Origin of the sequence: Fodinibius sp., from assembly GCF_034521915.1 — a bacterium.
GTDB lineage: Bacteria > Bacteroidota > Rhodothermia > Balneolales > Balneolaceae > Fodinibius.
In genome coordinates this window covers 344,424-367,968 of sequence record NZ_JAXHLU010000004.1, presented here as the reverse complement: position 1 = coordinate 367,968, position 23,545 = coordinate 344,424, and the positions used below count along the sequence as shown (strand labels likewise).

At 42.5% G+C, this 23,545-nt stretch carries 20 protein-coding genes; 6 read left to right on the top strand and 14 right to left on the bottom strand.

The features are described from left to right. Positions 1 to 4: 4 nt before the first annotated feature. Positions 5 to 787, bottom strand: coding sequence for a DUF432 domain-containing protein (locus U5J89_RS04280; protein WP_322574371.1), 783 nt, complete (start codon positions 785 to 787; stop codon positions 5 to 7). Between the two features lie 22 nt (positions 788 to 809). Beyond that, positions 810 to 2,090 carry a serine--tRNA ligase gene (gene serS, locus U5J89_RS04275; RefSeq protein ID WP_322574370.1) on the bottom strand — a complete coding sequence of 427 codons (1,281 nt, stop codon included), beginning with the start codon at positions 2,088 to 2,090 and terminating at the stop codon, positions 810 to 812. Between the two features lie 203 nt (positions 2,091 to 2,293). Here serS and U5J89_RS04270 point away from each other — a divergent pair, with 203 nt between their 5' ends. Next, positions 2,294 to 2,770: an Lrp/AsnC family transcriptional regulator gene (locus tag U5J89_RS04270; RefSeq protein WP_322574369.1), complete on the top strand. Its 477-nt coding sequence runs from the start codon at positions 2,294 to 2,296 to the stop codon at positions 2,768 to 2,770. Between the two features lie 108 nt (positions 2,771 to 2,878). Then, a complete protein-coding gene (locus U5J89_RS04265; RefSeq protein ID WP_322574368.1) occupies positions 2,879 to 4,291 on the top strand; it encodes a hypothetical protein in 1,413 nt (470 codons plus the stop codon). On the opposite strand, the gene rpoN is transcribed toward U5J89_RS04265, so the two are convergent. From rpoN to U5J89_RS04210, 11 genes are all read right to left on the bottom strand, one after another. After that, positions 4,284 to 5,801 carry an RNA polymerase factor sigma-54 gene (rpoN, locus tag U5J89_RS04260; RefSeq protein WP_322574367.1) on the bottom strand — a complete coding sequence of 506 codons (1,518 nt, stop codon included), beginning with the start codon at positions 5,799 to 5,801 and terminating at the stop codon, positions 4,284 to 4,286. The genes U5J89_RS04265 and rpoN overlap by 8 nt on opposite strands. Beyond that, positions 5,798 to 6,388: a DUF3109 family protein gene (locus U5J89_RS04255; RefSeq protein ID WP_322574366.1), complete on the bottom strand. Its 591-nt coding sequence runs from the start codon at positions 6,386 to 6,388 to the stop codon at positions 5,798 to 5,800. Before U5J89_RS04255 ends, rpoN begins: the two co-directional genes overlap by 4 nt. Positions 6,389 to 6,447: 59 nt before the next feature. Further along, positions 6,448 to 7,635 carry a DNA-processing protein DprA gene (gene dprA, locus U5J89_RS04250; RefSeq protein ID WP_322574365.1) on the bottom strand — a complete coding sequence of 396 codons (1,188 nt, stop codon included), beginning with the start codon at positions 7,633 to 7,635 and terminating at the stop codon, positions 6,448 to 6,450. Further along, positions 7,571 to 8,581 carry a GTPase ObgE gene (gene obgE, locus U5J89_RS04245; protein ID WP_322574364.1) on the bottom strand — a complete coding sequence of 337 codons (1,011 nt, stop codon included), beginning with the start codon at positions 8,579 to 8,581 and terminating at the stop codon, positions 7,571 to 7,573. The genes dprA and obgE overlap by 65 nt, the downstream gene beginning before the upstream one ends. Before the next feature lies 1 nt (position 8,582). Next, positions 8,583 to 10,772, bottom strand: a complete 2,190-nt coding sequence (locus U5J89_RS04240) for a S9 family peptidase (RefSeq protein WP_322574363.1) — start codon at positions 10,770 to 10,772, stop codon at positions 8,583 to 8,585. Positions 10,773 to 10,873: 101 nt separating this feature from the next. Continuing rightward, positions 10,874 to 11,725 (bottom strand): acetyl-CoA carboxylase, carboxyltransferase subunit beta, encoded by an 852-nt coding sequence (gene accD, locus U5J89_RS04235; RefSeq protein WP_322574362.1) that lies wholly within the window; start codon positions 11,723 to 11,725, stop codon positions 10,874 to 10,876. A gap of 103 nt (positions 11,726 to 11,828) precedes the next feature. Then, a complete protein-coding gene (locus U5J89_RS04230) occupies positions 11,829 to 12,809 on the bottom strand; it encodes a hypothetical protein (protein WP_322574361.1) in 981 nt (326 codons plus the stop codon). Next, the gene (locus U5J89_RS04225) at positions 12,796 to 14,421 is read right to left on the bottom strand and encodes a M14 family zinc carboxypeptidase (protein WP_322574360.1); all 1,626 of its coding nucleotides are present in this window, start codon (positions 14,419 to 14,421) and stop codon (positions 12,796 to 12,798) included. Before U5J89_RS04225 ends, U5J89_RS04230 begins: the two co-directional genes overlap by 14 nt. A gap of 90 nt (positions 14,422 to 14,511) precedes the next feature. Beyond that, a complete protein-coding gene (gene tsaB / locus U5J89_RS04220; RefSeq protein ID WP_322574359.1) occupies positions 14,512 to 15,159 on the bottom strand; it encodes a tRNA (adenosine(37)-N6)-threonylcarbamoyltransferase complex dimerization subunit type 1 TsaB in 648 nt (215 codons plus the stop codon). A 71-nt stretch (positions 15,160 to 15,230) separates the two neighbouring features. Beyond that, positions 15,231 to 17,225, bottom strand: a complete 1,995-nt coding sequence (locus U5J89_RS04215) for a DUF3857 domain-containing protein (protein WP_322574358.1) — start codon at positions 17,223 to 17,225, stop codon at positions 15,231 to 15,233. 30 nt (positions 17,226 to 17,255) lie between these two features. Further along, a complete protein-coding gene (locus tag U5J89_RS04210) occupies positions 17,256 to 18,554 on the bottom strand; it encodes a dihydroorotase (RefSeq protein ID WP_322574357.1) in 1,299 nt (432 codons plus the stop codon). A 138-nt stretch (positions 18,555 to 18,692) separates the two neighbouring features. Here U5J89_RS04210 and xseA point away from each other — a divergent pair, with 138 nt between their 5' ends. The 4 genes from xseA (at position 18,693) to U5J89_RS04190 (ending at position 22,285) form a co-directional block, all read left to right on the top strand. Next, entirely contained in the window at positions 18,693 to 19,886 is a 1,194-nt protein-coding gene (xseA, locus tag U5J89_RS04205; protein WP_322574356.1) for an exodeoxyribonuclease VII large subunit, read from the top strand. A gap of 115 nt (positions 19,887 to 20,001) precedes the next feature. After that, positions 20,002 to 21,051, top strand: coding sequence for a CNNM domain-containing protein (locus tag U5J89_RS04200; RefSeq protein WP_322574355.1), 1,050 nt, complete (start codon positions 20,002 to 20,004; stop codon positions 21,049 to 21,051). Positions 21,052 to 21,171: 120 nt separating this feature from the next. Further along, positions 21,172 to 21,627: a hypothetical protein gene (locus U5J89_RS04195; RefSeq protein WP_322574354.1), complete on the top strand. Its 456-nt coding sequence runs from the start codon at positions 21,172 to 21,174 to the stop codon at positions 21,625 to 21,627. Positions 21,628 to 21,730: 103 nt separating this feature from the next. Next, the gene (locus U5J89_RS04190) at positions 21,731 to 22,285 is read left to right on the top strand and encodes an HDIG domain-containing metalloprotein (RefSeq protein WP_322574353.1); all 555 of its coding nucleotides are present in this window, start codon (positions 21,731 to 21,733) and stop codon (positions 22,283 to 22,285) included. A 7-nt stretch (positions 22,286 to 22,292) separates the two neighbouring features. Here the strand turns inward: U5J89_RS04190 and pheA are convergent, their stop codons facing one another. Further along, positions 22,293 to 23,444 (bottom strand): prephenate dehydratase, encoded by a 1,152-nt coding sequence (gene pheA / locus U5J89_RS04185; protein ID WP_322574352.1) that lies wholly within the window; start codon positions 23,442 to 23,444, stop codon positions 22,293 to 22,295. Between the last annotated feature and the right edge of the window lie 101 nt (positions 23,445 to 23,545).

Genomic DNA, 23,545 nt, shown 5'->3' with positions numbered 1-23,545 from the left:
TGATTTAACGATCAATAAGACCTGTATCTTTAAAAAAGCGTTTAAATGTCCGGGTAGCCAAACTCTTATGTACCTGCTTACGTGGCTTGGTGAGTAACTGTTTTTTAGTGATTCCCTCGGGAAGTTTACCCGTCATAATAACTTCACTGTGCAGATCTTCGCCCTGATAGATAATCTCCGTTTCATCGGCCCACAGCTCGTTATCATGAAGATACATGCTTAACCGTTCTACCCGAAGGCAAAAATTTGTAAAGGTAAGCTCTTCATCAGATTTATTAACAATTTTTATTGGACAACTCACTAAATAAGGCTTTTTGTCAACGTGAGATAAATCTCTGCGTGCCTTTGTGATTGCATGATAACAAAGTTCTCCCTCAGTAAAAGTACCAAACCAAGTTCGCGAAAGCTTTACCGCAGGTAATTCAATAAGTTGATAATTATTTTTAGCCAGAGATATACGAACCCAGATAGGAATACGCGTAAATATTTGTATCCGGGTTTCAGGACTTACTTTCAGGCTAAACTCCGAATGAACCACTAACGGTTTATCAGGATAAGCCGGGAAAACAGTAATTTCAGGAGAACTATTTTTATGCGCCCAACGCGACCATTCCACATTTTTTGGAGGCTGTTCGGGATTGGCTTTTCGTTTAAGTTCATCACTATATACATCAGCAATCCATACCTCTTCATTCCTGTATTTTATCCACAGGTGCAGATCCCCAATGGTAATATATTCTACCTGATTTTCTGCAAGCGATCGACTGCCCCAAATATCGTGCTCCATAGTTCTCTCTTTTAATGGATAATTAATTTTCTGGTGTTATAACATCAGTACCCATAAACGGTTGCAACACTTCTGGAATTTCGATGCTGCCATCTTTTTGCTGGTAGATTTCCAAAATTGCTGCCACGACGCGAGGTAATGCCAACCCGGATCCATTAAGCGTATGTACAATTTCGGTGTCCCCATTTTCTTTCCGGCGACGGATCATCATACGTCGTGCCTGAAAGCTCCCAAAATTGGAACAGGAACTTACCTCCAGCCATTGCTTCTGGCCAGGACTCCAAACCTCAAGATCATACTTTTTAGATTGGGTAAAGCCCATATCCCCGGTACACATTAAAAGGGTACGATACGGAATTTTCAGCTCTTCCAGTAGTGATTCAGCGTGTAGGCGCAGGCTTTCCAGCTCATCATAAGCCTTTTCGGGATGCACAATTTTTACCAGCTCAACTTTGTCAAACTGGTGCAGGCGATTGAGTCCCCGCACATCTTTGCCGTAAGAACCGGCCTCGCGTCGCCAACAAGGCGTATAGGAGGTATAATAGATCGGTAGATCGTCATCCTCTAAAATTTCGTCGCGATGGAAATTGGTTACTGGTACCTCGGCCGTTGGAATTGCAAAAAACTCATCACGTGGAATTTCATACATCATATCTTCTTTGTCGGGGATTTGTCCCGTACCACGCGCCGAATCTTCATTTACAAAATAAGGCACCTGTAACTCCGTATAACCAGCCTCGGCAGCGCTATTCAAAAAGTAGTTAATCAGCGCACGCTGTAACCTGGCCAGCGGACCTACATAAAAAGGGAAGCCCGCACCCGTAACTTTGGCACCACGATCAAAATCAATCCACCCTTGCTCCTCAACAAGTTCCCAGTGCGGCTTACGCCAGTCTTCTTTGTCGGGGTCTCCCCACGTTTTAAAAACCTCATTATCCTCCTCAGTTTTTCCTACCGGAACCGATTCATGCGGGACATTAGGTATTTTAAGTAACAGATCTTCACGAGCGGTTTTCAGTGAACGCAGCTTGTTTTCTTTTTCTTGGATTTGCTCCTTTAGCTTGGTGGTATAAGAAATAATTTCCTGGGCTTCCTCTTTTTTACCCTGCCCCATTAGCTCACCAATTTTCTTAGCTTTTGTATTGCTCTCATTACGCAGGTTATCCGTCTCCTCCACCAGCGAACGCCACTGCTCATCAACACTGATAACCTCATCAACAATCTGGGGATTTTCCTCTCCCTTATTTTTCATCGCCTGCTTAACTAAGTCGGGATTATTTCTGATAAAAGTGACGTCTAACATCGGATAATTTATTTGAAATTTCGTTGACAGTTTGGCTAAAGATAAGAGAGTTTGATGAAAGGTTTGAACTCAAAATATCAGTAAAAACTTCTTTCTAAAATTATCAAAAAAATCTTCATCAAACTCATTCTAAAAGCTTGAACTCCTAATTATTTAAGGTTATTTTTAAAAATTAATAGAAAATTAAGGATATATTACAGATCATGGCTCAAGGATTAGACGAAATTGATATCAAGATATTAAAACATCTACAAAAAGATGGACGGTCACAGCGTAATACACTGGCTGAAATTGTTCACCTGTCCGTCCCTTCTGTGTCAGAAAGGATGCGCAAACTTGAAGAAAAAGAATTAATAAAGGGATATACTGCCCTTCTTGATTCCAAAAAGTTTAAATTTGATATAACAGCATTCGTATTTGTAGAAGTAGATGGGTCGGATAATTACCCTATCTTTATTGAAAATGCAGTGGCGGAACCGGAAATTCTGGAGTGTCATTCTATAACCGGGGACGGATCACATATTCTAAAAATTCGAACCGAAAATACATCCTCGTTCGAACAGCTGCTTTCAAAAATCCAATCTTGGGATGGGGTTAGCAAAAGCCGATCAAATGTTGTTCTCAGTAGTTTTAAGGAAACCACTGAGCTGCCTATCGAAAAGACGATTGATCCCAAATAAATCTCTTTCTGCCGTACATTGACAAACTCTCTTTTACGTTATTTTTTCGTCGCGCTTTTACTCCTTGGGGGCTCACAAACAGAGCTATATGGACAGTCAACGCTAGGTGTGGCGTGGGATATTCCAAGTGAGACCGACTCTGCCAACACAGATCTGAAGCAATTTCACGAGCTTGGTATCTCTATTCTTGAAATACATAGCCCCCCGTCATCAGAAGTATGGAATCAGATAGACAGTTTGGAATTTACGGTATATGGTAACCTGAATATTAATTTTCCCGTTACCAACACGTTCGCCCAACCTGACTCAAGTCTCATTACCCACATCGAAAACAATGCCACCAATTACCTTTCACAACCCTCGGTAGAGGCAATAGGCTTATTTAACTACGGTAGCGTATACAATCCCAACTTCTGGAAAGCGGCTGCATCGTTTGCCGAAAAAATAAAGCAGGCAAGAAAAATAGACTTATACCACATAAGCAGGACCACTTCGCAAACAGATAGCTCTGTCGTTTCATTTTCAATTGTTGAGATACCCATAACACCTAAAAACTTTGATTCTCCACCTATTTTCTCAACAAACACCGGCAGTTATTTCTATTACGCCCCTTCGGTTGAAATGAAACCATTTTTAAGACCCTTCAAAAATTTCGTTACAGCAGTTACTCAATCTAAAAACAACACGATTTTTGTTGACTCGGGATGGCTGCTTACAATGATCGAAGAGCATCCTCAATTTAAAGAAACCTTACAGAGTATCTCCTCAACATCGGAACAGGTTTTTCCTCTTCCCAACGAAAATATTCCATCTCCAGGCAACACTACGTTGCCTATGATCTTGCTCTTGTTGGCCTGGGGAACCGTGGCGCTGCACTATAATACCAGCCCGTTATATCGCAAATCATTATTCCGATACTTTACCGCTCACAAGTTTTTTATTGATGATATTTTTAAGCGCCTCATTCGCTCTCCGGTGCCCGCTATCATTATCATTTTGCAAAATGTACTACTCTTATCGATATCCACATATGCAGTATTCTCTACATTACTAACCCCAATGGGACAACAGGCTTTTTTCCATCATTTCCCCAAACTTTCAATAGCTGGCAATAGTCCAATGTCAATTTTTGTATGGACGTTTTTGATCATTGTACTGTGGTCACTCCTAAATATAATCTGGCTCTATTTTAGCCATAACAAGATAAAATCATTCACACAGATAGCAACCGTTTTAGCATGGCCACTGCAACTTAACTTCATCTTTTGTACGGCGGCAATAACATTCTTTTCAGCATCACAATCTATAAGCGCAACACTTTTCACAACCCTTGGCCTACTTTTATTCTTGTTTAGTTACATCTTTTCAGCACTTGATATCAGTCGATTTGTTAGATCTAAAACCAAATACCTGTTTAAGACAATTATTCCTTACACAATTATAATTGCCGGGCTTATCGTGTGGTTTTTCACATATGATCAGTGGATGGAAGCCTTAACTCTGGCTCTAAATCTCACATAATCTGTTTTCGGAGGCGAGCAACAGGAATATTTAGCTTCTTTCGGTATTTACTAACCGTACGACGTGCCACTTTATATCCCCGCTCTTTGAGTTTTTTAACGATCGCCTGATCGCTGAGGGGCTTTTGTTTATTTTCATTATCAACAATATCCTGCACAGCATTTTTGACCTCCGTACTTGAAACCTCTTCCCCATCTTCGGTTTCGATACCTTCACTGAAGAAATACTTCAGCTCAAAAACGCCAAAATGAGTCTGTACATATTTTCCATTTACTACTCTTGAGATAGTTGAAATATCCAGATTTACTCGCTCCGCTATATCTTTCAGGATCATTGGCTTTAATCCCTCTCCGTGTTTAAAGAAATCTTCCTGCAGAGCCACTATGGTTTTCATGGTATTCATCAACGTATTTTGCCGCTGACGTATAGAATCAATAAACCACTGCGCAGACTCTATCTTATTCTTTATAAAATTCTTCGTCTCCTTGGTCTGCTTGTTGGATTTTTTCTTCTTTTTAAGATCTTCCCACATCTCTTTATAACGGGGAGAAATACGTAACGGAGGCACATTCCCATTATTGAGCGTGATCACAAAATCACCCTCTTCTTCCCCCTCAACATCTCCCTTTTCTGCCGGCTGATAATAAACCTCAAAATCAGGCTCAATATAATTAGAAGTGTCATCAACCGCAGTTCCTACGGCCCCCGGCTTGGGATCCAATCCCGTAACGCAGTCAAAAGCTGTTTGGAGCTCCTCATTATCGATATCGAGCTTCTTTTTTAGCTTCTTAAAGTGTTTTTTTTCAAAAAGCTCCCAGTGATCGCGCAGCATTTTAATAGCATTATCGCGCCCTTCCTCATCATCCATCAATTCAAGTTGCACAAGCAGGCAATCGCGGAGATCCCTTGAAGCAATACCCGGGGGATCCAATCGCTGGATTTCCTTACGTACCTTCTCGACTTCCTCCTCGTTGGTCAGCGTCCCGTGATTAAAGGCTATGTTATCAACCACGGCCTCAATTTCGCGCCGAAAATAGCCATCCTGATCCAGCGAACCTAAAATCTGATCCGCAATCAGTTTTTGCTCTTCATTAAAATCGAGGAGACTAACCTGTTGTTCGAGCTCTTCCAATAACGATTCGTGGTAAGGATTCGGCAAATCGCGCCAGCTTTCATCTCCACCACCTGAGTAACTCGAGCTTCGACTATAATTTTCACCGTCATAATCAGTATTTTGCATAAACTCATCCCAATCAATCTCTTCATTTTGATCAACGGGATCCAGCTCCTCCTCTTTTTGCTGTTCTTCCAATTCCGGCTGCTCCAACTCATCAAAAGAATCTTCCCGTTCTCCCTCTTCTAAGACCGGATTCTCTTCCAGCTCCTCTTTGATACGCTGCTCCAACGCCACCGTCGGCAGCTGCAGCAATTTAATATACTGTATCTGTTGAGGAGACAGCCGCTGCTGTTGCGACTGCTTCTGATTCATTTGTTGGCCGGTTTTAATCATAGTACGGCGGCCTTATTATTTTTAATTCTCATCTCCTTACACTTTTCTTCAAACTCGTTATACCAATCTTTTCCATAACGGCGGACAAGCGGTTCTTTTAAAAATTCAGATAAATAAATATTCTCTTTTTCTCCTTTTATACAAGCCGCCGAGCACAATTTATTGATGTATTCAAAATTAGCATATTCCTTTTCGCCTACTTTTTTCAACCGGATGGGATATAAATGACAACTTATCGGTTTTTCCCATTCGATGCGACCTTCCAAAAAAGCCTTTTGAATAGCACAATAGGCTATATCATCTTCATAGGTAACAAAAATGCATTCTTCATTATCACGGCACGATAATTCTAATCCCTGTTTCGATTGCTCTACAATGCCCTGTTTTTCAACCGTTTTACGGGCTTCAGGATGCAGTTCATCCTTCAAGAGTTCAAAAGCCTGTTCTAAATGAGGGAGCTCATTACTGTCGACAGGAGCACCTGCATCACCAACCACGCAACACGCCCCTTTGCACTTCGGCAAATCGCATGCAAAGCGCGCCGTGGCAATATCATCGGACAATATGGTATCTTGAACTCGAAACATTAGAATTAAAATACCTTTTCTGACGGCTAATTTAAAAACCGAATAGAAACAATAACAGATTATAATAATTCAAAATTTTTACCTGCCGTCTGACGGATCGCACCCTGCATTTCGAGCTCCAAGAGCTTTGGCATAAGTTTATGCGTATCTATTTCTAACCGCTCTGCCAGGTGATCGATATGCAACGGTTGTTCCGTAAGCACTTCACAAATACTTGTTGATAGATTATCCAACTCCATAGATTCCCATTTATTCTGAGAAGATCTGGGCCTATCTACAGAATTTGATTCAGTTTCCTTTTCCTGGATATGAACCTGAATTTCGGTTAGAATATCCTCAACATTCTGGATGAGCTTTCCCATACCTCTTTTAATAAGACTATTACAACCAATAGCATTGGGATGACCTACCGGATGCGGAATAACGAACACTTCCCGGTTTTGATCCAGGGCCGATTTGGCGGTAATCATACTGCCTCCCTCCAAACCCGATGCCACTACCAAGGTTCCTAAGCTCATTCCACTGACGATCCGATTTCTAACTGGGAAATTACCCATTTCCGGAGCTGTGCCCAGCGGAAACTCAGAAATAACTGCGCCACCCGTTTCTACGATGGCTTTTGCCAATCCTTTGTGATCACTCGGATAAATCCAGTCAATGCCCGATCCCAGAACGGCCACCGTTTTTCCGCCGGCATCTACTGTGGCCTGATGGGCTGCTCCATCCGTACCATATGCCAATCCACTAATAATTGTTAAGCCATGGTCAACCAATTCCTTAGCGAATTTTTGGGCCATTTTCTTTCCATAGTTCCCGACGCGACGAGTACCAACAATAGAAATGGCATCGGTATCGAGTACCGAGCGATCCCCTTTGATCCAGAGCATGAGCGGTGGATCGTAAATTTCGCGCAGCAAATGGGGATAATCATCATCCCAGTACGTCATAATTTGTGCGCCGGTGCGTTCGGTCTTTTCAAGGACGCGATCGACCTCATTCCACTCGTTGAAACCCAGTACTTCATCGGCTGTCTTGGGGCCAATTCCATGAATAGATTGCAGCTCGTGGCGCTCAAGGCGAAAAATAAGCTGTGGATGTTCTACGGCTTGCAACAGCAAACGAATACGCTGCGCACCCAGATTATCCATTAAATGTAAGGCGACAAATTCTCTTATCGGCGGATTATACGTCTTCTCTTGTTGATTCAATTTCTTGTAATTTCTCCCAGATGATTTCTTTAAGTTCATCTATATGGTAGTTGGTTGCAGACGAAATTTCAACTACTGGGATATCTAAATCAACTTTTTTTTCTTCGTCGAGCTCGTAATTCTCCTGAAGATCCATCTTTGTAATGGCCAAAACGCGTGGTTTATCCAGCAAATCAGCCCGATATTGCTCCAATTCCTCGAGCAACGCATTATATTCATACTCAATATCCTGCTGCGAGCTTACCATAAAAAGTAGCACGTTATTGCGCTCGATATGTCGTAAAAATTGGATCCCGAGTCCACGCCCGTCGTGCGCCTCTTCGATAATACCGGGAATATCCGCCATCACAAACGTACGATAATCGGGCATAGTCACTACCCCGAGATTGGGTTGAAGTGTCGTAAAGGGATAGGAATCAATTTTTGGCTTGGCGCCAGACATTGTTGAAAGAAGTGTGCTTTTGCCCGCATTGGGAAATCCAACGAGACCTACATCGGCAATGAGCTTAAGCTCGATTTCGATCGCGCGCTCATCTCCTTTTTCACCATCCTGGGCATGCTGTGGGGTCTGATTGGTTGCACTTCGGAAATGCCAGTTCCCCAATCCGCCTTTACCGCCCTGTGCCACTACAATTTCCTGCTCATGTTCGGTGATCTCACCGAGACGTTCTTTGGTATCCGCATCATACACTACGCAGCCAAGCGGAGCTTCCAGGATCTCATCTTTTCCGTCTTTACCTTTCTTTTTACTGGGGCCGCCGCGATCTCCGTCTTTAGCATTGACGTATTTTCTATAGCGGAGGTCAAGCAGCGTATTCAATTGCTCATTCCCTTTCAAAATCACGTCACCGCCATCGCCACCGTCACCACCGTCGGGTCCGCCTTTTGGTACGTATTTCTCCCGGCGAAAATGAACCGATCCCGGTCCGCCGTCACCGCCGGTAACATAAATTTTTGCGTAATCGGCAAATTGAACTCGGCCCATACTATAAATTCTCTAAAATAAAATTACTCATCATTTTGTAGAGGTGCTTGCGCGCATTGCCTCCATAAATGCCATGACTTCTATTTGGATAATACATCGATTCAAACTGAACTCCTTCAGCCACCAATTTATTTACCAGTTCGACAGAATTTTGGAAATGAACATTGTCATCACCGGTGCCGTGCACCAGCAAGTAATTGCCTTCAATCTGATCGGCATAGGTAAGAGGAGACCCTTTTTTATATCCTTCCGGATTCATTTGTGGGGTCTGCATAAATCGTTCGGTATAGATAGTATCATAAAAGCGCCAGTTTGTAACCGGTGCTACAGCAATAGCAGTGTCAAAAAGATCATTGGCCTGTGCCAGCACCAGGCTCGACATATACCCGCCATAACTCCATCCCCAGATACCTAATCGATCTTCATCAATAAAGTCATAGGTATCCGTTAGATAATTGGCAGCATCAATTTGGTCCACTACTTCGTACTGCCCTAATTTTTTATAGAGCTGCTTCTCAAAATCACGTCCACGAGCACCCGTACCGCGATTATCGACACTTACCACAATATAACCCTGCTCGGCAATATATTTGTGCCACATAGCACGTTGTCCTGAGCTAAAACTCTTTGTTACCGTCTGACTTCCCGGCCCACCATACACATAAAACAGCGTAGGATATTTCTTATCAGGATTAAAATCGGAAGGCTTCATGATGTATCCATTGAGCGAAGCCTGCTCTAATGGTATTTCAATAAATTCTTTTGATGGCATTGCATATTCCGAAAGCCTTTGCTCCAGTACCTCATTTTCCTCAAGAACACGAACTTGCATACCATCGCCTTCATGCAAGGTATAGGTTGGTGGATTTCCGGGCGACGAAGTTGTCTGTATATAGTACTCATAATCACGACTCATATTGACGCTGTTCCAGCCCTCACCATCACTCAGCTTTTTCTTTCCGCTGCCATCAATATTGATGCTGTACAAATGGCGCTGCAGCGGTGATTCTTCTGTACTTACATAGTAGATTTTATTCGAATTTTCATCATACCCCAAATAATTGGTTACCTCCCAGTTTCCTTTCGTAATCTGGCGAATCTGCTCACCGGACATGTCATACAGATAAATATGGTTATAACCCGATTCCTCGCTTACATAGATAAACTGCTCCCCGTTCTCCAGGAATTTTAGATCGTCATTTACATCTATCCAGGCATCCGATGTTTCTGTTTTGATGATCTCCGTATCACCGGTTTTCACATCAGCCAACATCAGATCCTGTTTATTTTGCAGGCGATTCATTCGGCGGATCGCCAACATCTCCGGATTTTTCGTCCAATTGATACGGGGAATGTACTGATCGTTCTCTGACCCAACATCCATCCAGGTTGTTTCCTCGGATTCCAGATCGTAAACGCCAATTTTAACAATCGCATTTTCTTCACCGGCTTTTGGATATTTGAAGCGCGTCAACCCGGGATACAACTCCCCCCAATCCGTCATAAAAAACTCTTTTACATGCGATTCATCAAAACGATAGAAGGCAATCTTGTTTCCATCGGGTGACCAGTACCACGCCTTGGCGATACCGAACTCTTCTTCATACACCCAGTCGGTAGCTCCATTTATAATATGATTGAATTTACCATCCTCAGTAATTGCCTTCTCTTCGCCGCTTTCTAAATCCACCAAATAGAGATCATTATCCTGCACAAAGGCGGCTTTGTTTCCTGAAGGAGAGAGCTGTGCGTACTGCTGCTTTTGATCAGACTGCGTCAGCTTTTGTGTTTCTCCGGTTTCAAGATCATATACAAAATAGTTTTCCCTTGTACTTCTCCGCCAGATCTGTTCAACATCTGATTTAATCAGAATCTTCGTTTCATCAGATGAAAACTGGTATCCCTGAATAGGAATTGGCTTCTCTCGACCCTCAACTTGTAGATCAGAAGCTGACACGAGAACTTCGTAATCCCCTTTGAGAATGTTGTATTTACGGAGTTCGATATCGTTTTCTGTTCGCTCCAAAGCGGTATAAAACTGACCGTCTTGCATCCAGTTTACATTGCGTATTTCTTCCGGAGAAAACGTTTGGTCAACGACATGTTCAAATGTAATTTGTTTCTTGTCCTGAGCCAAGGCGGGCTGAATCAGCCAACCTATTGCAACAATAATTAGAAGCAGTTTTTTCATAATAAATAATTTTTATACTAAGAATGGTGCTCCGAAACCATGGAGAGTCATTTTATTAAACAATTTTGCGAAGAGCTATAAAATTATGGCGTTTTAATATGTTACTCCTCGTATTTATGGAGTAGAATCTTAATCAATTTGGTGAGCTTTCCTTTTATTTGGGGACGAGGTGTTATAAAATCCAGAAAACCATGTTCAAGTAAATATTCCGAGCGTTGAAATCCTTCCGGCAAATCGCGACCAATGGTCTGACGAATTACTCGTGGGCCGGCAAAGCCGATAAGGGCTTCCGGCTCAGCAATATTGAAATCACCAAGCATTGCAAAGCTGGCCGTTACGCCACCCGTCGTTGGATTCGTCATCAGTGAAATATAGGGAACGCCCGATTCTTCGAGCTGCGCCAGCTTTGCTGACGTCTTGGCCATCTGCATAAGGCTCAAAACACTCTCCATCATACGCGCGCCGCCCGATTGTGAGATGATAATAAGAGGTTTTTCATTTTTACGGGCATGATCAATCGCCATACCAATACGCTCACCTACGACCGAGCCCATGCTGCCACCGATAAAATTAAAGTCCATACACGTAATCACGACATCCAGATCGTTCATCTTGCCAATGCCTACGCGCACGGCATCAGTCTTACCGGTTTTTTCCTGGTATTCATCGAGACGATCGCTGTACTTCTTGCGATCTTCAAATTCCAGCGGATCGGTGGGAACAATATCCTGGCCGATCTCCTTAAATTCTCCTTTATCAAAAAGGAAAGAGAAATATTCATCACTCCCGATACGGAAGTGATACCCACTCAACGGATCTACCCAGAGATTATCCTCGAGTTCTCGGCGGTGCACTGTTTCACCGGTTTTGGGTACTTTTATCCAAACACCCTCCGGCATTTCTTTACGCTGATCGGTTTGTATATTCTTGTCCTTACGTTTAAACCAAGCCATGTATGTCCTATTTCATTTTAAATGATTCTCAAAAATAATGATTATCGGTCGAAGCTAAAATCTTTTATTTCTTCAGCCTATTTGCCAGAAACCATTTTACCCATTATAAATTAAGGTTCTGACCAAAGAAAATAGCATTTAGAAATAAGCGACTGGTTGTGTGCCAATAGCTTCTGAAATTGGGATCATCGGCAAATAACACCACATTACCCTTTCCCTCACTTCGAACTACAATAGCAGAAGTACCGCTGACTTTTTCCAGATTTTCATCATTAATATACCCCCCTACAAAAGGTTCATCTAAATACTGGGCAACTGTACCATAGGGATTTTCACTTTGCTTCAAAAACAAATCGCTACTCTTTATAAATAGCTGCCGGCGATCTGGCACACCGAAGGCAATGGGATTTGATGGGTCGATATCAGCCTCCAGGATAGTGCCCGGAATTGTTTTTGCTCTCCATCGGTCGGACTGTTCTTCGTAATCATAACGCTTTTTAGAGGTGGTGTCTTCTTCGAAACTCTTGATCAAATCTTCGCTGACCAATTCCTTTTCAATTGCCCATTTCGAGGCATCTTCATTTGTAATAAGCACACCTCCGGAATTTACCCAACGATTCAGCTTTTCCACCGCATTCTCATCCCAGTCACTGTAATTACCATCAACGAGCACAATGGTATTATATCGCTGCAGATCAGTCCGGCCAAACTGCTGACTGCGAAGTTTTGTAACCTCCATTCCAACATGCTTGTTAAGTAAAAACCATGCTTCACCAACTTCATAGCTGCTGGTTCCTTCTCCCACTACCATAGCTACTTCAGGTTTGTCTATTGGATTAATATTTGTACTTCCCAGATCAATACCCGACGGCGTCATTCCGGTACCCACAGAATAAAATGTGACATTATGAGTACTAGCTACAGAACGCAATTTCTGATATAGTTCAGTGGAGCTCATACTTTGTTCACGCACTGATATTACGATGCTGCCATATCCAAATTCTTCTTTATTATTTGATCCTATATTTGCTGTAAACGGTTTGTGTGCTACACGCACCGTAAGATCTGAATCAAGCAAGATCATAAAGTGCCGGCGATGCATTATAATCCGACCATTTCAGCAGGTAAGCGTATTCAGTAGATCCACCTTTAACCATTCCCTTACGTTCGGGGAGTTCCGAGACTTTATTCCCTTGAAAATTCTGAAAGTTATCCGACTCCAACTCCTCATACTTTATGCCATAGCCATGTACCAGCGACCACCCGGTAATGTCATAAAACACACTGTCAGGAAATGAGGTATTAGCCTCAAAAATATCATGGATTACCCGGTAATGGATCTGGTCGGTTGGCACCATATAACTGCTCCCGGCCTTAAATTCCTTACCACTTTGTTCTATATCTCTATCTACCTCATAAACATCAAGACGATGTTTCAGCAGCAGATCCAAAAATTTGTGCGTTAGCGAAGGATCATCAGCATCTCCGAAAATATACGCTTTTGTAGGCTGTGAGGATGCTTTTTCAAGGGCTGACTGAAAGAAATCCTTCTGATAGTTAAATAGTTTTTGTTTTTCATTAACGGCGGCACGAACTGTAGCAATACCCGTATGCAGATGTTTGCGAATCGTCGATCGAAAAGTGACTTTCCCCGCATCACTTTCCTGTACCAGTCCCCGAGAGCTGCCGACTTCAAAAGTGACTCCAACTCCACCTTGAATATCAGGATAGGTGGAACCATAAATAGGCGAAATATTGTCAAAAATCTCCTTCGTCCAGTATAATGCCCCAAGTTCATCAAGGGCATCAGTTTGGTACTCTGCCAGCAGTGGATTCATGACCTCATAGTGATAGTCCGGAATAATGGGATTCCAGGTCCGAACCGGCTTCGTCGGCTCAAGGTAATATGTGCTGTTGGTTCCCATTTCATGAAAATCGATCTGCACGTTGGGGTACCACTTATGATAAAAGTCGATACGATTTTCACTCTCCTGTTGCGTAACTGCAAACCAATCGCGGTTTAAGTCATGCAGGAAATGGTTTGTTCGTCCTCCGGGCCAGGCTTGATTATGTTCAGCATCAGCGGGGTCAGCGACCGGTGGAAAAGATTTATAACTGTTATGCCAGTGAGCCGCACGGTCACGGCCATCAGGATTTTGAGCAGGATCGATATGGATTACCGACTCTTCCAAAAACTTCTGAGTTTCCTCACTTTGGTTAGCAATTAAATAATAAGCCGTCAGCATTGCTGCCTCGCCACTAGATGTCTCATCGCCATGCACACTGTAATTCAGGGCCACTATAGACTTTCCTTCTTGTGGTTCCAACGCGGGCACTTCAGGATTAAGAAGGGTAAGATGTTCTTCTCGAATTTTCTCAATGTTTGAGTGGTTATCTGAAGATGTAATCGTCAGTATTACTTGCGGTCGCTTTTCATAGGTCTCCCCAATAACCTGAAAGCTTGCCTTATCCGAAATACGAGCCAATTCCTTTAAATAAGCCACAATGCGATCATGCCTCGTATAATGGGTTCCAATATCGTAACCCAAAAACTGTGCAGGCGACGGAATCTGTTCATTAAATTCCTTCTCATTTATTTCCGGGAAATAATAATCGTTTTGGGCATTGGCATTACCCGGGAACAATATCACAGCCGTAATTCCAACTATCGCAATTAGCTTTAATAACTTTTTCATAATTATTTTTTTTCTGACTTCTGTTTAATTGCTCAAAACTTTTTTAAGCAATTTAGGAATCTACAGAACCTAAATTGCAAAAATTCTATATTAATTTACCTGATTTGACGCGTAATACTTTGGTTCAAATAATTCCGGATTATCTTGCTTATAAAAATCAGAAAAGCCTGCTTGATATAGCGAAATAAGTGATCTTGCAGTTATTAAATCAATACCAAATGTACCGGTCTTACTCAATACCTGCTGATCGATTCTATCTAATCCCGTACCTATGACAACATCATCCTTCCTTAACATTTTTTCAAATGCCTTGATAGGAATCACTTCCACTTCATCCTCCGTTGATAAATTTCCATCAGCAAAAACAAATTGCTGGTGATATACATGCACGCGCCGAGCATCTATAATACTATGAATACGATTAACCTTGGGATTTTCCCGAGTTGCCTGCATCGCAAACGATGCCAGCGTATTTATACCCATCAGAGGCACCTCAGTTTGAAAAAGAAGCCCCTTAACTGCGCTGGCACTAATGCGTAATCCCGTATAAGAACCCGGACCTTCACTTACCAAAACAGCATCAAGATCTTTTATTTCGAAATCGTGCTCATTCTGCAATTGTTCAATAAAAAGAAAAAGTTGTTCGGAATGCGTACCCCGTTTGTTGGTCCTTTGTTCATAAACGTTTCTATTTTCATCACAATAAGCAACAGAGCATACTTTTGTTGCTGTTTCCAAAGCAAGCAGCATTATTATATTCTCTTCATTAAAAGATTTCTGTTACAAGGATATCAGTTTTATGATAACAGTTATTCTTCGATAAGCCATGAGCTGTTACTGAGTTCAACCCAACGGTTGTATAACTTGTATAGTGATGGAAAATAATCGGCAGAAAAATTCCGCTGATCAATATTTATCTGATATCGATAATTGAGCTGTCCCGATGTATTATCATAACGTTCTATAAATTCCGCCCCTGAAAACCTAATCGTTCGGTCATCATTAACAGCTATGGTGTAGCCCGCCGGCAGTTCAATTGAATATGACAAGTCAAGCTTTTCAGGGGCATCAAGTGTGATGGGCAGATTACGATCGGGGCCCGAAAATGGATTTTCATTCCTATACCCCACAATCAAAGGACGAAATTTAAGTCCATCAGTAAAACTCGTAGCATAGTTTTCGATCTCAAAATCAGCCGTAATTGCTATCGGCTGTCCATATTTTTCTGCATTATTAACTTTTATATCAGAGATTCTCATTTGAGGATATCCGTCAAAAAGCGTTTGACGCAAAATCTCGCTTTCACTGTTTCCATCCGCCTTTTTTTGGCGTATTATTTGGGCAGGATAGCCCTGTTGCACCGCATCTACAGTTCCTTTAATAGTACCATTTCTTTCGAGCTGACCATCAATTTGAACCTGTATATCAAAAAGACTTTTATCAGGATTTATATCGATCCATTCGTATCCATCTTTTCTGAGCACCAACCCACGACTGCCATAGGTATCCACAGGAATTAATCCCGGCTGACTATAAGGAAATCCTGCATCCATCAGGTACGATTCTCCATTAATTTCTGACCGAACCATCAACCCGTTAAACTGATAAAAAGAAGGAAAATCCATATTAATTTTTCCCGACTTCCGGGTAGAAATTAACACAGGATGAGCATCAATATCGGCAGCCCGAAGCATAGCAACAAGGGTCTGATTGATAGCCGCCTGACTGGAAGATTCGCCGGCCAACACCTCCTTCCCCGAAGCTTGACTAAAGGCCGTATGCTGGCCTGAAAAATTAACCCGCTTATTCAGATAGTGATAAATACTATCCTGAATCTGTCTTTTGGGTGCAATATCCAACGCTTGTTCAATAGAATCAGACTTCACTTTCGCTGCACTATTCTTGTTGATCGATTCCCAGGGATCCGTTTTATCCCGGATACGAGCCACTACAACTTCCCAGTTATTTTCGAGCTGCTGACGTGGTATACCAAATTCACTGAGCAAAAATTTAATCTTACCCCTGTAATCATCCAACGTAGATATATAAGCCTCTTCTTTAACAGGCGGAATATCCCGGGCCATCCAGCGTTCAGTGACAATTGGCTGTGGTTGAGGAATCGTAAACACTTTCGGGACCGAGCTGGTATCGGTATACACCACATCGTGTTTTATCTTGCCTTCAAAATTTTCGATAAACGATTGATATCGCAGGTATTTGGGATAAGTAATCGTGAGCTTGGCGTTATCTGTAGGTACTTCGTGGGAGAGATAAAAATCGGGCAACTCCTCAATATACCGACGTTCAATCGTATAACGATATTCAATCACTGCCCCCTCTACAACAGCAGGCATAGCAAACTCCTTAACGCTATAACGTGAATTGATATTGATAGTACGAATATCCTGCTCTGACAAAGCCGCTCGTTCGCCGGAAGGCAGATAGGTATAGGCCTCAAGTGAAGTAACGCGCTCCATATCATTATCAAAATAATAGGGTATCGCAACAACCGAGGCTTCGCGAACCGAATCATCGAAAACCTTAATCCGAATATGATGTTCCAGCACTGCTACTATTGACTCATTTGCCTCTTGAAATGATACATCCAGCTCTTTATTAGTAATCCTATAGGGCGTATCATTACCCGGTTGCTGCATCTGAAACAACGAGTCAGGTATACTGCCAAATTCTGCATCCGGCACATGTTGCGCTGAAACCCCACTAATGCCAAGCAGTACAATAAATACAGTTATCAGAAAAAATCGATCCAAAAGAAATGCCATCAATTCGAATTTAGAACTCAATAACGTATAAGCAGCCGTTTCATTCTGTAATTAAATTTCATTGATCACCAATCGGCCGTTATTATAAATTGCTTCAGCTCGTCCCTTTAATTTTTCCCCTAAATAGGGAGAGTTCTTGGATTTCGATCGTACGGTTGATTCATTAAACGTCCACTCCTCATCCACATTAAAAAAGGTCAAGTTAGCTTTTGCACCCTCTTTTATTTTTGGGATATCGAGATTCAAAATCTCACGCGGCTTTTCCACAAATTTTGTCAGTAACGTTTGCAAATCTAAGATATCCGAATCCAACAGGCGTTTTACACTCACTGCCCAGGCCGTTTCCAAGCCGATAATTCCGTTGGGAGCATAGATAAATTCCACTTCTTTTTCCTCAATAGCATGGGGCGCATGATCGGTACAAATTGCATCGATAGTACCGTCGGCCAGTCCCTCGATCATGGCATCCACATCTTCCTGCGTTCGCAACGGGGGATGCATTTTTACGTTGGTATCGAAATCGCGTCGCTCAATTTCCTCATCCGTCAAATCAAAATGGTGAGGACACACTTCGGTCGTTACATTGATGCCATCGGCCTTGGCCTGTCGCACCAAGTCCACTGCTTTGGCCGTACTGATATGCGCAACGTGAATATGTCCGCCGGTAAATTCGGCCAGCAGAATATCTCGGGCAATCATTGTTTCTTCAGCAATGCCGGGAGTACTTTCAATTCCGAGCCGCGCCGAAACTTTTCCCTCGTGCATGTGCCCCGGTCGCGAAAGCTTCAAATCCTCCTCGTGATTGATAATTGGCATTTCCAGCATCGAGGAATATTCCAGCGCTACGCGCATCAACTGTGAATTATAAACCGGATCACCATCATCACTAAACGCTACCGCACCGCCCGCTTTCATGTCGCCCATCTCAGCAATCGACTTGCCTTCCCGCTCTTTGGAAACACAGCCGATGGGATGTACTTCTACCGGTAATTGCTCACATTTTTTCTTAATGAACTCCACAACATCCCGGGTATGAATTGGCGGATTCGTATTAGGCATACAAGCCACTTCGGTAAATCCCCCGAAAGCCGCCGCCGCACAACCGGTTTCTATTGTCTCTTTATGCTCATAACCGGGTTCACGCAGATGCACGTGCATATCCATCCATCCACCCGAAACAAAAGAACCGTCGGCATCATAGATCGTCTCATTTTCTTTTTGGGAATGCAATTCAGTGCCAATCTCAGAAATACTCCCATCCGTTATACGGATATCAACCGTTTGCGAACCGTCAAAATCTTTGCCGACCGGCCTGACGTTTTGTAGCAATAAATTAGGCGTGTAACTCATAAAAACTTTCCGTTATTTTTGTGAGCAAATATACATGTTTTCAACAGAATTCAATAACCTGCAAATTACTGTCAGCTATCAGTAATCAGAAAAACAAAGATACTACTGAATGCTGACCTCTGAAAATTATATTAAAAAATGGGTCAATCGGATCTTTTTACTCCCCAAATACTTTCGGTTTCAGAATTAACCGATGAAATAAAAACTCTGCTCGAAGGTAACTTCCTCGATATCAAAGTAGAGGGTGAAGTTAGCAATGCCTCTACCAGCCGGGCAGGACACACCTATTTTACAATCAAAGATGAAGATGCTCAGCTTTCGGCTGTGATCTGGCGGGGCGTTAATCAACGGCTGGGCATTGAGCTCGAAGACGGACAACAAATTATTGCCGGCGGTGATATTCAGGTCTATCCGCCACACGGAAAATACCAGCTTATCGTCCGATCAGTGGAGCAAGCAGGCAAAGGTGCGCTGCAGGAAGCCTTCGAAAAGCTCAAAAAGGAACTTAAAGAAGAAGGACTTTTTGATGACAAGCACAAAATAGCGTTACCAAAATTCCCTTTTAAAATCGGCGTTATTACCTCTGCTACGGGAGCAGCTTTTCATGACATCCGCGATACGCTGCAACGCCGCTGGCCGGTGGCCGAAGTGTTGCTCCATCACGCAAGCGTGCAGGGCGTAAATGCGGCCCCGCAACTGGTAAAAGCCATCAACTGGTTTTCTCAAGAGCAAAATGTGGATTTGCTCATCGTTGGTCGGGGCGGTGGGTCGCTGGAAGATCTTTGGCCGTTCAATGAGGAAGCGGTAGCCCGTGCCCTATTTAATTGCAGCATTCCAACCGTTAGCGCTGTGGGGCACGAAGTGGATTTCAGTATCTCCGATTTTGTGGCCGATGCCCGGGCTGCCACGCCTACACAGGCTGCAATTCTGGCTACCCCGGATATCAACGAAGTACGTATGTTTGCCGATGATCTGACTACGCGACTGCACGATATCATCCAAGAGCGAACTACTGAACAAAAAGAACGTATTCAGCAGTTGGTACAATCACACGCCCTGCAAGTGGTTCAGCAAAAAGTTGAAAGCAGTCACGAAAAAGTAAATAGTTTGATAGATCGTATCCGTCATCGGCGTGAAGTACATTTCATGAAAAAGCGCGATAAACTGAAGGGCTTGCGTCACCGATTGGAGCTCAAAAATCCCAATTTTGCTCTTGAACAGGGATACACACGTATCTGGCAAAACGAAGAATGGATTCGTTCTGTTGATAAATTTGACGATGATAAAGAAACAACCATCGAGTGGAAAGATGGAGATACGACGATTAATTAAAACAGAGTTTCATATTATGGCTGTTAATTACCGCAAGGATATTTAAAATAAGAATATGTATCTCATAATATATTCGTAGCCAATCGTTACTATTTAACAACAATAATCTGATTTTATGGAGCTGTATTTACGATTACTCGGTGGTGTAATTCTCCTTCTTCTTAATGCATTTTACGTAGCTGCTGAATTTGCACTGACACGTCTTCGTCAATACGATCGTGAAGAACTGGAAGACAGTGCCGGTCTCAACCGTGCCTGGAAAATGACCGAAACACTTGAAATTTATCTCACCTCGTGCCAAATAGGTATTACTACCACTAGTATTCTACTGGGAGTTATCGCTGAGCCGGCCGTAACTGAAATAATTGAATTACTTATGCCCGCAGGAACAATCGGCTCCTTCTCTTCCCATACTATTTCGATCGTAATATCAGTTACAATTATTAATCTCGTTCATACAATCTGGGGCGAACAAGCCCCCACCTACCTGGGTGTAGAGCGAGCCAAAACGGTAGCACGTTATTCTTCTTTACCACTCTACTGGTGGACCTACATCATTTATCCGGTTCTATTATTTGGGGATCGGGTAACAAAAGCAACGTTAAAACTTTTTGGCATTGAAATAGGTCGTGCCTGGCTTAAAGAAGACGCTTCTTCCGGTGATATCCGTTCCGAGATGGTTAACCTCTTAAAGAAAAAAGAAGGAGTATCAGATGATCGTCTTGAAGAGGTTATCAATGCACTCGATATTGATGATATTACTGTAAAAGAAATTATGGTTCCACGAAAAGATATTATCAGCCTTAGTACTGAAAAATCATTCCGCGAAAACCTGAATACCATTCACAACCATATGCATGCACGATACCCTCTGGTGGGCAATACACTTGATGACTTCAAGGGCATACTATATACCCCACAAATAACGGCTAACACAGAAAGCCTAATGAGCGGAGAAAAGGAACTTGACGATTTTGACTGGCCTAAAATGACTGTTCAGCCAGATCTTTCGGTTAGTAAGCTAATTGACCATTTTCAGCAAAAAAATCATGAGCTGGCGCTTGTACAAGAAAATGGTAGTGTAATTGGTCTTGTCACTCTAACTGATGCCATTGAAACAATTGTAGGCAGTGCCGAAGATCCGCTTGATTTGATGAATGATTAATTATGGGAATATCGTAATAATTCCCTTCTTTACATTTAATTTTTCTAGCATTTTAAACCTAATTTGAATCAATCCTTTTGTACTCCAATTAGATAAATCTATTTAACTTTTTCAGTCATTATGCTTGAGCAATATCGTATTCAAATTGATTACAGAACACGGGAGCGACAAATTCTAAACGCCCTGCTGGCACTAGCTACCGGATGTCTCACGCTCATTTATCCGAATTTTCTTTACCTGATTGCGGGCGGTTACCTCGTTGCATTAGGATTGTTATTTATAGCCTTCCGAGTTTCGTCCACAGTATCGGCAATTCCAATAGTCACAGGAATACTTATCTTTATTTTTCCTGAACTTATTCCCGTGACGTTTGCAGCCTTTTTAGGGCTTTTTGGCTTTATCCTGCTATTTGGATTTCAATTTTCCATCGTGGGTGCTCTTACGCTAATTATAGCTTTACTGATCGTTGCAAATCCCGATTCGGTGGCCTACCTAATTGCCACCTTTCTACTGATCTATTCTGTATCAAATCTTATTCGATTTTATCAAGATTGGAAAGATCGCAGTATACAGTAAATTTCTCCAGTTAACGAAACCCTCTATTTGATTCTGAACTTCTACCCCAATTAATTAATCTGTGGTAATGTGATCAAAACCGTGAACCTAAAAGAGTGATACCATGAAAAAACGAGATGAATCTGTAGAGTTACTGCAACAGTATATTGAAAACGAAAACCTCAGGCATCACTGCCATATGGTGGCCAGGGCTATGGAGGCTTATGCCCGTAAACTGGATAAATTTCACGAAGAGATTGAAGCGTGGTGGACAGCCGGTCTGCTACACGATCTGGACTGGGAAAAGTATCCTGAAGAGCACCCCAAAAAAGCCGTAGAAGAGATCCTTCCTGAAGAAGGTTATCCCGAAGCAATCATTAACGCGATTGAAGCTCATGCACCTGAACGTACCGGACGAGAACCGGAAACTGAAATAGAGCGGTATCTGTTTGCCTGCGACGAACTTTCCGGATTTATGAACGCGGTTTCTCTGGTTCGTCCCAATGGATTCGCAGATATGCGGGTAAAATCTGTTACCAAAAAACTTAAAGACAGTAGTTTTGCGGCGGATGTACCGCGTGATGATATCAAAAAAGCAGCCCAATTAATTGATACTGATCTCAACGATCATATTGCATTCTTAATCGAAGTATTCAAAGAAGAAGGCCAGCCTCAATAACAGTTCATCATTCATTCGGGGTTCCCACTTGGGCGGGATAGCATCCGAGCACCTTCAGCGAACTAGCTTCTTGTTCTAATTCCTGAAGTGCCACTTGGACCTCCGCGTTGGCAATATTTCCTTTGATATCCAGATAAAACTGGTATTTCCACGGTTCGTTGGGCTTGGGACGCGATTCGAGCTTAGTCATGTCAATATCATGATCTGCTATAATATTCAAACACCCGACTAGTGCTCCCTGTTCATGCGTTGTCACCATCAATAACGATGTCTTGCATGGAATTTGTGGATCAACGTCCACCGGCTGACGTGCAACCACCACAAAACGGGTAAAGTTTTCGGATTGATTGGCTAAATCGCGCTTTAATATTTTAAGTCCGTAAATATCTGCCGCGTAACTTCCGGCAATAGCAGCCTGAGATAAATCACCGTCCTCAAGCACTTTCTTTGCCGCCATCGCCGTATCGATATAGGATTCAACCCGGCAGTCGTGAAGCTTCGCCAGAAAGTTACTGCACTGCGCTATAGCCTGCGGATGAGACATAATTCGTCGGATGCGATCAACGGGAATATCCTCCAAAGCTAACAAACAATGAATAATGCGAATCGCTTCTTCACCGACAATATGCAGATCATCATCCGCTAGAAGATCATAGGTTTCATTGATGGAACCGGCTGTCGTATTTTCGATGGGCAAAATAGCGTAATCCACCTTTTCCTCCTTTACAGCTTCGGCAGCCTGACGAAATGTATCATAGCCGAAACATTCAACCTTATCATAGCGCTCTTCAAAATGACGGAATGCAGCTTGGTGACTGAAGGCCCCGTCGGTTCCCTGGTACGCTATTTGAACAACATCGGCCTCTTTTTCAACATTCTGATGATCAACCAGTGAATGAGTCTGAAAACGTACAGAATGATGGATAATATCCTTAAACAACTGCTCGGCAAAGTAACGATCAAGGCCGGCTTCGCGAGCTAATGTTGTTATTTTTGACAGCAGTTCTTCTTCCCTTTCAATATCTCTTATATCGGACTCATCATTGATTTTTAGTTCCGAAATTTCACGAACTAATTCCTGCCGCTTGGCCAAAGCCTCGACGATCTTCTTATCAGTTTTATCGAGTAATATACGTATGGAATTGAGTTTGTCGGACATCGGATTATATTTCGGTTGAATAAGAGAACTCTTAGAATTTCAGATTCGGTACTTTAATGAAAGAAGAATTAGAAGAAAAATTCAGTGAATTGGACGAATTT

Excerpts from the sequence above, each read along its gene's own strand:
- U5J89_RS04280 (WP_322574371.1), bottom strand. The coding sequence starts at position 787 with ATGGAGCACGATATTTGGGGCAGTCGATCGCTTGCAGAAAATCAGGTA.
- serS (WP_322574370.1), bottom strand. The coding sequence starts at position 2,090 with ATGTTAGACGTCACTTTTATCAGAAATAATCCCGACTTAGTTAAGCAG.
- U5J89_RS04270 (WP_322574369.1), top strand. The coding sequence starts at position 2,294 with ATGGCTCAAGGATTAGACGAAATTGATATCAAGATATTAAAACATCTA.
- rpoN (WP_322574367.1), bottom strand. The coding sequence starts at position 5,801 with ATGATTAAAACCGGCCAACAAATGAATCAGAAGCAGTCGCAACAGCAG.
- U5J89_RS04255 (WP_322574366.1), bottom strand. The coding sequence starts at position 6,388 with ATGTTTCGAGTTCAAGATACCATATTGTCCGATGATATTGCCACGGCG.
- dprA (WP_322574365.1), bottom strand. The coding sequence starts at position 7,635 with ATGAACTTAAAGAAATCATCTGGGAGAAATTACAAGAAATTGAATCAA.
- obgE (WP_322574364.1), bottom strand. The coding sequence starts at position 8,581 with ATGGGCCGAGTTCAATTTGCCGATTACGCAAAAATTTATGTTACCGGC.
- U5J89_RS04240 (WP_322574363.1), bottom strand. The coding sequence starts at position 10,772 with ATGAAAAAACTGCTTCTAATTATTGTTGCAATAGGTTGGCTGATTCAG.
- accD (WP_322574362.1), bottom strand. The coding sequence starts at position 11,725 with ATGGCTTGGTTTAAACGTAAGGACAAGAATATACAAACCGATCAGCGT.
- U5J89_RS04230 (WP_322574361.1), bottom strand. The coding sequence starts at position 12,809 with ATGATCTTGCTTGATTCAGATCTTACGGTGCGTGTAGCACACAAACCG.
- U5J89_RS04225 (WP_322574360.1), bottom strand. The coding sequence starts at position 14,421 with ATGAAAAAGTTATTAAAGCTAATTGCGATAGTTGGAATTACGGCTGTG.
- U5J89_RS04210 (WP_322574357.1), bottom strand. The coding sequence starts at position 18,554 with ATGAGTTACACGCCTAATTTATTGCTACAAAACGTCAGGCCGGTCGGC.
- xseA (WP_322574356.1), top strand. The coding sequence starts at position 18,693 with ATGGGTCAATCGGATCTTTTTACTCCCCAAATACTTTCGGTTTCAGAA.
- U5J89_RS04200 (WP_322574355.1), top strand. The coding sequence starts at position 20,002 with ATGGAGCTGTATTTACGATTACTCGGTGGTGTAATTCTCCTTCTTCTT.
- U5J89_RS04195 (WP_322574354.1), top strand. The coding sequence starts at position 21,172 with ATGCTTGAGCAATATCGTATTCAAATTGATTACAGAACACGGGAGCGA.
- U5J89_RS04190 (WP_322574353.1), top strand. The coding sequence starts at position 21,731 with ATGAAAAAACGAGATGAATCTGTAGAGTTACTGCAACAGTATATTGAA.
- pheA (WP_322574352.1), bottom strand. The coding sequence starts at position 23,444 with ATGTCCGACAAACTCAATTCCATACGTATATTACTCGATAAAACTGAT.